This is a genomic window from Flavobacterium soli DSM 19725, from assembly GCF_000422705.1.
Lineage (GTDB): Bacteria > Bacteroidota > Bacteroidia > Flavobacteriales > Flavobacteriaceae > Flavobacterium > Flavobacterium soli.
In genome coordinates this window covers 1-12541 of sequence record NZ_AUGO01000009.1, presented here as the reverse complement: position 1 = coordinate 12541, position 12541 = coordinate 1, and the positions used below count along the sequence as shown (strand labels likewise).

11 protein-coding genes are annotated in these 12541 nt (G+C 35.8%); 2 read left to right on the top strand and 9 right to left on the bottom strand.

The genetic code is table 11. From position 1 onward, the window contains the following. Window positions 1–94 precede the first annotated feature (94 nt). From G508_RS0111980 to G508_RS0111950, 8 genes are all read right to left on the bottom strand, one after another. A complete protein-coding gene (locus G508_RS0111980; RefSeq protein WP_026705548.1) occupies window positions 95–1177 on the bottom strand; it encodes a porin in 1083 nt (360 codons plus the stop codon). Window positions 1178–1345: 168 nt separating this feature from the next. Continuing rightward, window positions 1346–1906 (bottom strand): K(+)-transporting ATPase subunit C, encoded by a 561-nt coding sequence (locus tag G508_RS0111975; protein ID WP_026705547.1) that lies wholly within the window; start codon window positions 1904–1906, stop codon window positions 1346–1348. A 184-nt stretch (window positions 1907–2090) separates the two neighbouring features. Then, on the bottom strand, window positions 2091–4109 hold the full coding sequence (gene kdpB / locus G508_RS0111970; RefSeq protein ID WP_026705546.1) for a potassium-transporting ATPase subunit KdpB: 2019 nt from the start codon (window positions 4107–4109) through the stop codon (window positions 2091–2093). A 125-nt stretch (window positions 4110–4234) separates the two neighbouring features. Continuing rightward, on the bottom strand, window positions 4235–5935 hold the full coding sequence (kdpA, locus tag G508_RS0111965; RefSeq protein ID WP_026705545.1) for a potassium-transporting ATPase subunit KdpA: 1701 nt from the start codon (window positions 5933–5935) through the stop codon (window positions 4235–4237). A 2-nt stretch (window positions 5936–5937) separates the two neighbouring features. After that, the gene (locus G508_RS20600) at window positions 5938–6015 is read right to left on the bottom strand and encodes a potassium-transporting ATPase subunit F (protein WP_084625983.1); all 78 of its coding nucleotides are present in this window, start codon (window positions 6013–6015) and stop codon (window positions 5938–5940) included. Window positions 6016–6098: 83 nt separating this feature from the next. Beyond that, window positions 6099–6380: a DUF7674 family protein gene (locus G508_RS0111960; RefSeq protein WP_026705544.1), complete on the bottom strand. Its 282-nt coding sequence runs from the start codon at window positions 6378–6380 to the stop codon at window positions 6099–6101. Between the two features lie 176 nt (window positions 6381–6556). Further along, on the bottom strand, window positions 6557–7894 hold the full coding sequence (locus tag G508_RS0111955) for a sigma-54-dependent transcriptional regulator (protein ID WP_026705543.1): 1338 nt from the start codon (window positions 7892–7894) through the stop codon (window positions 6557–6559). Between the two features lie 37 nt (window positions 7895–7931). Then, window positions 7932–9359, bottom strand: a complete 1428-nt coding sequence (locus tag G508_RS0111950) for an L-serine ammonia-lyase (RefSeq protein ID WP_026705542.1) — start codon at window positions 9357–9359, stop codon at window positions 7932–7934. A 289-nt stretch (window positions 9360–9648) separates the two neighbouring features. On the opposite strand from G508_RS0111950, the gene G508_RS0111945 reads away from it, so the two are divergent. Continuing rightward, window positions 9649–10089, top strand: coding sequence for a hypothetical protein (locus tag G508_RS0111945; protein ID WP_026705541.1), 441 nt, complete (start codon window positions 9649–9651; stop codon window positions 10087–10089). Window positions 10090–10128: 39 nt separating this feature from the next. On the opposite strand, the gene G508_RS0111940 is transcribed toward G508_RS0111945, so the two are convergent. Further along, entirely contained in the window at window positions 10129–11217 is a 1089-nt protein-coding gene (locus G508_RS0111940; RefSeq protein ID WP_026705540.1) for a M42 family metallopeptidase, read from the bottom strand. Between the two features lie 84 nt (window positions 11218–11301). Here G508_RS0111940 and G508_RS0111935 point away from each other — a divergent pair, with 84 nt between their 5' ends. Further along, complete coding sequence (locus G508_RS0111935; RefSeq protein ID WP_026705539.1) at window positions 11302–11985, top strand: DUF4294 domain-containing protein; 684 nt, start codon at window positions 11302–11304, stop codon at window positions 11983–11985. Window positions 11986–12541: the final 556 nt, after the last annotated feature.

The following is a 12541-nucleotide window of genomic DNA, read 5'->3' as shown; positions in this document are numbered from 1 at the left end:
TTCAAAGAAATAATCTTTATAATTTGCCACAGATTAAAAAGATTTTCACAGATTTCAAAAATCCTTTTAATCCTATTAATCTGTGGCAAAAAAATTAAAACGAAATCGCCAACGAAGTCGTCAAAAAGGTATTGCTATCCGTCGGATTACCATCTTTCAAAAAGATATCATCTTTGCTGGATAAATTTCTAGCTTCAATTCTGAACATCACATTATCGGAGACTAAATAATCAAAATTGGCTGAAAATCCGTAAGTTTTAAATCCGTTTTCCGTTCCAGTTGCAATGATCACACCTTGTTTATCTTGGTAATATTCACCTCTAACAGCAATTTGAGTTTTAGCTGTTGGCTTGTGTTGCAAAATCAAAACGGGCGAATACCAAACGTCATAATCACTACTTCCATTTACGGTTTGTTGTGCACCAATATCAAATCCAGCGGTTAAATTCGTCTTATCTGAAAATTTAAATTGGCCATAAAAATTATTGAAATAGCGCCATTTTCTATCGTTATCAGGTTGCTCGTTTCCAACATACGTACTCCAGTTTAAAGTCGTTTTGCCAGTTGGTTTGTACGTGATTTGCGTACCAAAAGCAGGAGTTTGATTGCCATCGATTTTCTGAATACGTTGCCAACCGTTCAAATACATCGCTGCCAAATACCATTTTTCGGATGGCGAAGTATAGCCAATTTTTGCTCCAGCTTCATAGTAGGGCGAATTGTCGGCCAAAATACTTCTGGTTAAAGTTTGGCAATCTTTTCCAATCGCACTTTCAAAACCGATGTGAGAAGGCATAATTCCGGCATCAATCCATAAATTATGTTTTGATGAAATTTTTACACCAATATTGGCTTCAAAAACATTTTTCAATAAATCTTGTTCCGCTGACAGGTTATATTCGGCATAAGTTCCTGCCATAATTGCCAAATTTCCACGAACATTATCTTTTGCATAATTCACTTTTGCCAAACCTAAATTCAGATTTAATTCATTGTGTTTGTTGTGACTATAAATAAATCCTGGACGAACATGATTCTCTGGATTTCCAAAATCATAACTGTAATAGGTTTCAATATAACCTGAAAACGTCAACGGACTTTTCTCTTTTTCTAAATCTTGGGCGTTTATTGTTGTACATCCGAATGCTACTAAAGCAGTAATTACTAATTTTTTCATTTTGTTTAATTATTTTTATTTGAAGCTAATCCAGCTATCCGTTTCAATCTTTTCTTTTTTTAAAGAAAAAAAAGAAAAGGATTTCCACTACTATCTGGGCTAGGGCATTCAGTTTTAAAGGACTTTTATTTTAAATTTTTACAATTCAAACCTGTCAGGTTTACGATCCTATTTCAATTTATCCAATTCTATATTTAATTGCAGCACATTTATTTTTTCAGTTCCAAGCATTCCTAAAAGTGGTTTCTCGGTATTCTTCTGAATGATTTCCAACACTTTTTCTTCCGAAATTTTTCTACTTTCAGCAATACGTTTCGCCTGAACTTTAGCACCTTGAACCGAAATATTTGGATCTAATCCGCTTCCAGAAGCTGTAACCAATTCAGATGGAACCTCACTACGTTTTACGGACGGATTTTTTAATAAGAAGGTATCAATTCTGGTTTGAACTTCTGCCAAATAATCAGGATTGTTTGTTCCTTTATTGCTTCCGCCAGAACCAGCTCCATTATAATCTACCGCTGATGGGCGAGACCAAAAGTACTTATTCTCCGTAAATTTTTGGGCCACATTAATATGGTGATTTTTTCCCTTCACGGTAACAATTTCACCTTTCCCTTGGTTGGGAGCCAATTGTGCAATTCCGAGGATGCTCAACGTGTAAATTCCGGAGAAAAACACGGCACAAAAAACGGTTAACCGGATCGCTGGTATTATATTTTCTTTCATAACTATATATTTATTGTTTTTTTAATGGTGTTATGTAATTCGCAAAAATGCTCATTTCATGATATTTATTTTTTTGCCACTAAGGCACTAAGACACTAATTTTTTTGCCTCAGATTAAAAGGATTAAAAAGGATTTTAAATCTGTGAGAATCTTTTTAATCTGTGGCAAATTTTATTTTTATAATTAAACAAATAATGACACTACTAAATCAATCAATTTTATTCCAATAAAAGGAACGATCACGCCACCAATTCCATAGATGAATAAATTTCTACGCAACAAAGCCGATGCACCAATTGGTTTGTAAGCAACGCCACGTAAAGCCAGTGGAATCAAGAACGGAATCACAATCGCATTGAAGATTACAGCTGATAAAATAGCACTTTCCGGACTGTGCAATCCCATAATATTCAAGCCTTGCAAGGCTGGAATCGCTGTGATAAAAAGTGCAGGTATGATCGCAAAATATTTGGCAACGTCATTCGCAATGGAGAAAGTCGTTAACGTTCCTCTGGTCATCAAAAGTTGCTTTCCAATTTCTACAATCTCAATTAATTTGGTTGGGTCATTGTCTAAATCGACCATGTTTCCGGCTTCTTTGGCAGCTTGGGTTCCGCTGTTCATAGCTACACCAACATTGGCTTGGGCTAGGGCAGGAGCGTCGTTTGTTCCGTCACCCATCATCGCCACCAATCTTCCTTCGGCTTGCTCTTTTTTGATGTAATTCATTTTATCTTCAGGTTTTGCTTCAGCAATAAAATCATCGACACCCGCTTTTTCCGCGATAAATTTTGCCGTAAGCGGATTATCACCCGTAACCATAACTGTCTTGATTCCCATTTTACGTAAACGTTCAAAACGCTCTTTCATTCCAGTTTTGATGATATCCTGCAATTCAATAACACCTTGTACTTGATTGTTTTTGATGACCACCAAAGGCGTTCCACCGTTGGAAGAAATGTCAATTACTTTTTGTGAAATATCTTCTGGAAACGAATTTCCTGCTTGAAGTGCGATATTTTTTGCAGCATCTTGAGCACCTTTTCTAATGTTGGTGCCGTCTTTCAAAACCACACCCGAAGTTCTGGTTTCGGCAGTAAATTTGATTAAAGTTGCACCTTCAATAGATAATTTATTGGCAACTTCAACACCTGCTAGTTCAACAATACTTTTCCCTTCTGGTGTATCATCTGCAAGCGAACTCAACACAGCCGATTTGATAAAATCGTCTTGTGAAATACCGTTGGTTGGATAAAAAGCAGTTGCTTTTCGGTTTCCGATGGTGATAGTTCCGGTTTTATCCAAAAGCAAAACATCAATATCTCCAGCAGTTTCAACCGCTTTTCCTGATTTAGTAATTACGTTAGCACGTAAAGCCCTGTCCATTCCGGCAATTCCGATAGCAGATAATAATCCGCCAATGGTTGTTGGAATCAAGCACACGAAAAGCGAAATAAACGCTGCAATTGTAATTGGGGCATTCGCATATTTTGCAAATGGAGCCAACGTTACGGTTACGATAATGAACACTAATGTAAATCCGGCTAACAAAATCGTTAAGGCGATTTCATTTGGTGTTTTTTGACGGCTTGCACCTTCAACCAATGCAATCATCTTGTCAAGAAAACTTTCTCCTGGTTCAGATGTTACAATTACTTTTATTTTATCAGAAAGTACTTTTGTTCCGCCAGTTACGGATGATTTATCGCCACCAGCTTCACGAATTACTGGAGCACTTTCGCCAGTTATGGCACTTTCGTCTATTGTTGCCAGACCTTCAATGATTTCACCGTCGGTGGCAATGATATCGCCAGCTTCGCAAACAAAAATGTCACCTTTTTTTAATTCGGCAGAAGAAATGGTCTGACCGTTTTCTAATCTTGCAGGCGTTTCTTCTCGGGTTTTTCGCAAGCTGTCAGCCTGAGCTTTTCCTCTTGCTTCGGCAATGGCTTCGGCAAAATTTGCGAAAAGCAATGTTAGAAATAAAACTAGAAAAACGATGAAGTTGTAGGCAAAACTTCCTTGTGAACCTTTTCCGGATAAAATCCAAAGACAAACAAAAAACATTATGGCTGTTCCAATTTCGACAGTAAACATTACCGGATTTTTGAACATTATCTTAGGGTTGAGCTTCACGAAAGATTGTTTGAAGGCCTCGCTAACCAACTCTTTTTGAAATAAATTATTTTGAGATGCACTCATTTTATTTAAAATTTAGATTATTTTTTCTAAACCATTAGGATATTATGGTTCATTAAGAATAATTAGAAGTTTAATTTTATATTCAAAAAAACTCAACTTTTCTTAATCTCTTAATGGTTTAATTTTTATTTACCAGAAAAATATTCAGCGATTGGACCTAACGTTAAAGCTGGGAAAAACGATAAAGCGGCTACGATAAAAATCACTGCAAAAACCATCAATCCAAAGGTGGATGTATCCGTTTTTAAAGTTCCGTTACTTTCTGGGATGTATTGTTTTTGGGCCAACATTCCGGCAATAGCAACAGGTCCCATGATTGGTAGATAGCGTGCGAAAAGCATCACAATTCCCGTAGCGATATTCCAAAACGGAGTATTATCACCCAAACCTTCAAATCCACTTCCGTTATTGGCTGAAGAAGAGGTGAATTCGTAAAGCATTTCACTAAATCCATGATAACTCGGATTCGCCAACCAACCCGATAAAGCTTCTGGATTTCCAGCATATAAATGACTTGCCAAAGCGGTTCCAACCAAGATTAAAAAGGGATGCAACAAGGCAATAATCATTGCGATTTTCATTTCCTTGGCTTCGATTTTCTTTCCGAGAAACTCAGGAGTTCTTCCCACCATCAATCCGCTGATGAAAACTCCGAGAATTATAAAAATATAGAAGTTTAAAAATCCAACGCCAACACCACCATAAAAACAGTTGATCATCATTCCGAGAAGCGTTGTCATTCCAGTAATTGGGGTCATACTGTCGTGCATTGCATTTACAGACCCATTACTTGTAACTGTCGTATAAGTTGCCCAATTTGCGGAAGCAGCCGAACCAAAACGAACTTCTTTTCCTTCCATGCTTCCCATATCTTGGGCAATTCCCATATTGGAAATGGCAGGATTTCCATTCATTTCACTTATTACGGCAGGAATCAATAGCATTAGAAAGCCCAATGTCATTACACTATAAATTGTCCATGATAGCTTTTTACGTTTCAAGATAAACCCTAAAGCAAAAACCATTGCAATTGGAATTAAAAAGATGGAACCATTCTCCACTAAATTGGTCAAGTAATTTGGATTTTCCATTGGATTGGCTGAATTCGGACCATAGAATCCTCCGCCATTGGTTCCCAATTGTTTGATGGCCACAAAAGCGGCAACTGGTCCGCGACTGATATTTTGTTCGTTTCCTTCAAGAGTTGTGATGGTATCTTTTCCTTCAAAAGTCATTGGAGTTCCATTCATCACCAAAATTATTGCTACTACAAATGATAAAGGCAATAAAACTCTTGTACAAGATCTCACGAAAAAACTATAGAAGTTTCCTAAAGTTGTAGACGTTTTTTCCTTCATTGCCATAAAAACAGCGGCACAAATTGCCATTCCGCAACCCGCACTGATAAATTGCCAAAGCATTAAAGTCAATTGTCCTAAATAAGACAATCCGCTTTCGCCAGAATAGTGCTGCAAATTGGTATTGGTAATAAAACTGATCGAGGTGTTAAAAGCCAAATCGCCACTCATCGATGGATTTCCGTCGGGATTAAAAGGCAACCACGCCATATTGGTCAACACCAACATCGAGATTATAAACCAAACCACATTAATAGTCAAAAGTGCTACCAAATGCTGTTTCCAGTTCATTTCCTTTGACGGATCAATACCACCAATTTTGAAGAAAAGTTTATCGATCGGATTAAAAAATTTGTCCAACCAAGTGCTTTCGTAATTAAATATTTTGCCGATGTAACGACCAAGGGGAATGGCTAAAAGCATAACCAATCCGTACATAACGATAATTCCGAGTATTTCAGAGTTCATATTTAGAATTTTTCGGGTTTAATTAAAACATAGCAGATGTAAACAAAAACCGCTATGGCGATGATGAAAAGTGGTATCATAATTTAGATTTTTTCAAAGAATTGAATCATTTTAAAAAATAAGGCGAATAAAATCAATCCGCTTGCAAAAAGGATTATTGTCATCATACTCCGGAAGTGTTTATTTGTTTGAGATATTCCGCCTTGAGCGATTGAGGAAAGAGATTGGAAATACTGCAATGACGCAGTTCCATAAAAGTGGAAACCGAAAAAACATAGACATTCGAGATGGCATTTTTGGTTTCGTAACTTCCGGTAGCAAATAATTTTTCGGCTAAAGCCAAACATTTCTTGGCTCTTACAATATTTCCAGAAACGATAGCTGATTTTGTAATTTCAGCAAAGCGTTCGGCTTGATTGTAAATTGTGGTAACCTGATTTTTCATTAGTATGAATTTTTATGTTCATTCGCCTAATGCCAAAAGCTGTTCCAATAAAATAAAAATAATGTAAGGTGTTGTGGTTGTTGATTTTGTGATTGATGTGCCAAAAATTGGGTATAAAAAAGCCTATCAAAATGATAGGCTTTTATTGTTTTGGAAGTATTTGAATTTAAAAATAACTAATGAATATTGTATTCATCTAATTTTCTATACAAAGTAGCAATCCCAATTTCTAACAATCGTGCAGTTTCAGCTTTATTGCCTTTAGTATAATTTAATACTTTCTGAATATGTAGTTTTTCAATACTTTGCATTGAAAAAGCCGACATCGTTTTATTAGAATTGTCCTGAATGTGTTGCATTTCATACGGCAAAACATCTGATGTTAAGATTTCATCAGCTAAAATCACGGAACGCTCTATGATGTTTTTTAACTCACGAACATTACCTGGCCAATGATAAGCTTCTAGTTTTTGAAGAAAATCATTCGATATTTGAAGTTCTTTTTTATTGGTTTTCGCTGAAAATTGCTTGACAAAATAACTCGTCAAGGGCGAAATATCTTTTATTCGTTCACGTAATGGTGGAATTATAATTTCGAAAATATTCAACCGAAAATACAAATCCGAACGGAAATTATGGTTCTCGCTTTCGGTTTTTAAATCTCGGTTGGTTGCTGCAATTAATCGAAAACTTGATTTTTTTGGAGTAGTATCTCCAACTGGAATATATTCGTTGGTTTCTAAAACTCGAAGTAATTTGGCTTGTAAATCGATTGGCATTTCTCCAATTTCATCCAAAAATAATGTGCCACCATTGGCTTCTTCTATAAAACCTTTTTTATCTTTTAAAGCTCCAGTAAAAGCACCTTGTTTGTGTCCAAAAAGTTCGCTTTCCAGAATTTCCTTGCTAAACGTACTGCAATTTAGGGCAACGAAAGATTTTCCGACACGATTGCTGTTTTCGTGAATTGCCTGTGCAAAAACTTCTTTTCCAGTTCCGGTTTCGCCTGTCAATAAAACGGTTGAATCGGTTTTGGCTACTTTTTTTGATAAATCAATGATTTGCTCCAATGCTTTTGATTTTCCGATGATAGTATCAAAGGAATATTTATCGGAAATACGTTTTTCGAGTTGCTGAACTTTCTTCTGCAATTGCGATTTATCAATAGCTTTATACAAAAGCGGAATGATCTTATCATTGTCGTCGCCTTTAACGATATAATCGAAAGCACCGTTTTTCATGGCTTGAACACCATCGGCAATTTTACCAAAAGCGGTCAATAGAATCACTTCGACTAAAGGAAAATTCGACTTGATTTTTTCAAGAAAATCTACACCATTTCCGTCGGGAAGCTTTACATCACACAAAACCACATCAATGTCATTTTGTTCTAATTTCTTGAACCCCAATTTTAAATCGCCAGCTTCAATCACGTCAAAACCTTCCGATTTTACGATTCGAGCCAGAAGTCCGCGAAGTTTTTCTTCGTCGTCAATGATGAGGATATTTTTCAATGTAAAAGATTTTACGTCTATATAATAAGGAGTAGTTTTAGCAATCGGCCATATTCACACTAATTGCCAAACCACCTTCAGAAGTTTCTTTGTACTTCGTATTCATATCTTTTGCGGTTTCCCACATCGTATTGATCACTTTATCCAAAGGAACTTTTGCATTTTTAGGATCGGTTTCCAGAGCCAATTCGGCAGCATTTATGGCTTTAATAGCACCCATGGTGTTTCGTTCAATACATGGAATTTGCACCAAACCGCCAATTGGATCACAGGTCAAGCCCAAATGATGTTCCATTGCAATTTCTGCAGCCATCAAAACTTGGGCGGGTTTTCCACCCATTAATTCACACAAAGCTGCAGCAGCCATTGCTGATGAAACGCCAATTTCTGCTTGACAACCTCCCATAGCTGCAGAAATGGTAGCACCTTTTTTGAAAATACTTCCAATTTCTCCGGCAACCATTAGGAATTGCTTGATTTCTTTTTCGGTTGCTTGATGGTTTTCAATTACCATATAATACATCAAAACGGCAGGAATAACACCAGCACTTCCGTTGGTTGGAGCTGTTACAACTCGGCCTAGAGCCGCATTAACTTCATTAACTGCCAAAGCAAAACAGCTTACCCATTTTAGAATCTGACGAAATTTTACTTCAGTTTTTCTAATACATTCAAGCCATTCTTGCGGATTGCTGTAATTGGCTAAACCAATCAGATTCTGATGCATGTCAAAAGCACGACGGCGAACGTTTAATCCGCCAGGAAGAATGCCTTCGGAATGACAGCCAATATACATACATTCGAGCATTGTGTTCCAAATTCGCATCAATTCGCTATGAATATCTTCTTCAGAACGCATCGATTTTTCATTTTCATATACGATTTCAGAAATGCTTTTGTTTTCGGTAATTGTATACTCTAGTAGTTCAACCGCATTTTGAATCGGAAAAGGAAAAGCACATTTGATTTCGATTTTCTTTTTCGCATTTACACGTTCTTCTTTCACCACAAAACCACCACCAATAGAGTAGAAGGTAGAGGCATATTCTTTTTCATCCTTTGTATAAGCTGTAAAAGTGAGCCCATTTGCATGAAAAGGAAGGAAATTTTTATTAAATACAATATCTTGAAGAAAAAAGAAAGGGACAATAATTTCGTTGTCAAGATTGATTTCGTTCTTGTTTTCGATAGATTTGATGATACCATCAATATTTTGAATCGGAATATATTCAGGATCCTGACCGCTCAAACCAAGCATTACAGCTAAATCAGTAGCATGTCCTTTTCCCGTCAAGGAAAGTGAACCATATAAATCGACTTTTACTCTTTCTATATTTTGAAGTAATTTTTCTTCTCTTAATTCTGCCAAAAAACGTTCAGCGGCACGCCAAGGTCCCAGTGTATGTGAGCTAGAAGGCCCGACACCAATTTTAAGCATATCAAAAACAGAAATACATTCTTCCATAGCAATCATAATTTTAATACCGCAAATATAGTTGTATAAAAGTTTATTTTGAAAATAGTCTATTTGAAAATTTGATGATTTGGTAGTAATAATGTGATGATTTTGGATAATTCTAAAAAATAATGGTCAAAAATCTTCAGTATTGTATTTCGTTTATAAATTGAATAGTTTTCAAAATACCCATTTGTAGTTATTTTTCAGTTTACTGTTTCTTTATAAGTTTGAAGCGTAAAACTATTCTTTAAGAGATGAAAAAAAACAACTGCTGTATTGGAGTATTTTTTTATGTATGATGCTGCAGTATTCCTGCAATCATAATGACGAGTTCGATATTTTTTCTACCAATAACAATGAAGATGGAGAAATTCGATTTACTTTGGATTTTACAAATGCTGAAAATGTAGATTTAGATTTATATGTACAAACACCAAATGGATCAATTATTTTTTATGGAAATCTAGCAGATGATGGTGGAATCATGGAAACGGAATGTTTAGGAAAAGAGTGTTTGTCTGCATCTCATGAAAGTATTTTTTGGACAAAAGCAACGGCTCCATCGGGAGTTTACAAGTATTGGATAGAATATTACGGATCTGAAAAAAGTGAGAATGTTTCCGCTGATTATGCGTTAAAAGTAATAACTAATTCTCAAGTTACAACAACCAAAACAGGTAGGCTTAAAAATGGTATCAGTCCTACTTGGTCATTTGAATTTAAAAATGAGAGATAAAAAAAGGGGCCAATCAAAATGATCAAATCCCCTTTGTTTTTATTTGAAGTAAGAAAAAGTTTCCTCATTCTTAATAGTCAACAGCGTTTCATAAATTAATTTAATCACGTTTTCAACATCCTCTCGATGCACCATTTCAACGGTTGTGTGCATGTACCGTAACGGCAAGGAAATCAAGGCAGAGGCAACACCGCCATTACTATACGCGAAAGCATCAGTATCGGTTCCAGTAACTCGTGAAGAAGCTAATCGTTGAAAAGGAATTTTTTTAGCTTCGGCACTTTCAATAATTAAATCTCTTAGGTTATTTTGAACCGCTGGAGCATAGGTAATTACCGGACCTTTACCAATTTGAATTTCACCTTCAATCTTTTTATTTATCATTGGAGTAGTGGTGTCATGACAAACATCCGTCACGATGGCAACATTTGGTTTGATGGTTTTGGTAATCATTTCGGCACCTCGAAGTCCAACTTCCTCTTGAACAGCATTCGTAATATATAAACCAAAAGGTAATTTCTTTTTATTTTCATGCAATAAACGAGCTACTTCTGCAATCATAAATCCACCCATTCGATTGTCAATTGCACGACATACAAATTTATCATCGTTCATAATCATGAATTCATCTGGATAGGTGATAACACAACCCACATGAACTCCTTTTGCCTCAACTTGTTCCTTCGTTTCACATCCAATATCTATAAACAAATTATCAATTTTAGGGCTTTCCTCCTTATCTCTATTTCGAGTATGGATCGCTGGCCATCCAAAAATCCCTTTAACAATTCCCTTTTTTGTATGAATATTGACTCTTTTTGATGGAGCAATCTGATGGTCTGAACCTCCATTTCTGATTACATAAATCAATCCGTTTTCAGTAATATAATTCACATACCAAGAAATTTCATCAGCATGACCTTCAATTACTACCTTATAAGGAGCATCTGGATTAATCACCCCAACGGCAGTTCCATAAGTATCCGTTATAAAAGTATCCACATAAGGTTTTAAATAATTCATCCAAATTTTTTGTCCCTCAGCTTCAAATCCTGTTGGAGAAGCATTGTTTAAATATTCCTCTAAAAAAGTAAGCGATGATTTTTTTAATATCGATTTTGTACTCATAAATATTTTTTTTGCTAATTTATTAATTTGGCATTACACTTGTATATATAATGTATAATTTTGACCTAATAAATTTTCAAAACAATGAAACTTATAAAAAGTATCTTCTTTATAATGGTATTATCTTTTTCAACAATAACTTATGCCCAAGAAGATAAACGCGATGATTATCTCAAAGAAAAAGATACTTTGCTAGGTGAACCAATTCAATTAGAAGAAGTCATCATCAACCCCAACCAAATAAAAATAGACGAAGCCGCAAAAAAAAGATTTCTTATACTACAACGAAGAGTATATAAGGTGTACCCTTACGCAAAAACAGCATCTGAAAGACTTACCCAACTCAACAAAGGAATGGCTAGCCTTAAAACAAACAAGGAAAAGAAAAAATATTTTAAGATAACTGAAAAATATATTACCGAAGAATTCGAAGAACAACTCAAAAAACTTTCAAGAAAAGATGGTCAAATTTTAGTAAAACTGATCCATCGTCAAACAGGAAGTACCACTTTCGATTTAATAAAGAATCTAAAATCAGGTTGGAAAGCATTTTGGTCCAACACCACGGCTAAGCTTTTTGATATTGATATCAAGACTGAGTATGATCCAATGAAAGTGAACGAAGACTATCTTATTGAAACAATACTCATGAGAGCTTTCAAAAACAAACGCCTTGTAGAACAGCAACCAGCTTTTCCTATAGACTACGATGATGTATCGGATTATTGGATAGAAAAGCTTTCAAAGCCAAAAGAGCAAAAAGATTAAACACATACAATATATATAGTTACTATAATTTCATACCTATATATAATGTATAATTTCATTGGTAGCGAATCTTCCGGCTTCGAATAATTCCATATTCCCGCTGGTGCCACTCGCTTTGCAACAGCTCTGACGGCAGTTGCAAGAGCTCAAACAATGTCACCATCGGGGCTATTTGGCAAACAAAAGGCATTTTTGGAAGCTTTCACGGTATGCAGGCCTGCTAAATTTTGCTTCTGGCTTCGGGTTTTATTTCATTCGCATCACGTTTTGCGGTTATTTTTCAAGCCAAGGGAAGGTGTAAGGCATTTCAAGAGTGCTGTGGTTGAAAAAACTTTGCTATTCAATATTCACGTTTCCAGTGATTTGAAAAAAACCTTCAAAAAAAGATGAATTAAAGCTTGCGGGAATGGAAATCTTGTGTACTTTTGCACCCGCATTCAAGGCGAAGTTCTTATACAGGTACTGGAAAAAGATCAGGAAAAAATCTAAAAAAAGATTTGCGAGATTCGGAAAAGGATTCTATCTTTGCCACCCGCAAAACAACGGATTTTTCGAG

Bases quoted from the DNA above. Each gene is read 5' to 3' on its own strand.
- G508_RS0111975 (WP_026705547.1), bottom strand. From the start codon at position 1,906: ATGAAAGAAAATATAATACCAGCGATCCGGTTAACCGTTTTTTGTGCC.
- G508_RS20600 (WP_084625983.1), bottom strand. From the start codon at position 6,015: ATGATACCACTTTTCATCATCGCCATAGCGGTTTTTGTTTACATCTGC.
- kdpB (WP_026705546.1), bottom strand. From the start codon at position 4,109: ATGAGTGCATCTCAAAATAATTTATTTCAAAAAGAGTTGGTTAGCGAG.
- G508_RS0111940 (WP_026705540.1), bottom strand. From the start codon at position 11,217: ATGAGTACAAAATCGATATTAAAAAAATCATCGCTTACTTTTTTAGAG.
- G508_RS0111945 (WP_026705541.1), top strand. From the start codon at position 9,649: ATGATGCTGCAGTATTCCTGCAATCATAATGACGAGTTCGATATTTTT.
- G508_RS0111935 (WP_026705539.1), top strand. From the start codon at position 11,302: ATGAAACTTATAAAAAGTATCTTCTTTATAATGGTATTATCTTTTTCA.
- G508_RS0111950 (WP_026705542.1), bottom strand. From the start codon at position 9,359: ATGGAAGAATGTATTTCTGTTTTTGATATGCTTAAAATTGGTGTCGGG.
- G508_RS0111980 (WP_026705548.1), bottom strand. From the start codon at position 1,177: ATGAAAAAATTAGTAATTACTGCTTTAGTAGCATTCGGATGTACAACA.
- kdpA (WP_026705545.1), bottom strand. From the start codon at position 5,935: ATGAACTCTGAAATACTCGGAATTATCGTTATGTACGGATTGGTTATG.
- G508_RS0111960 (WP_026705544.1), bottom strand. From the start codon at position 6,380: ATGAAAAATCAGGTTACCACAATTTACAATCAAGCCGAACGCTTTGCT.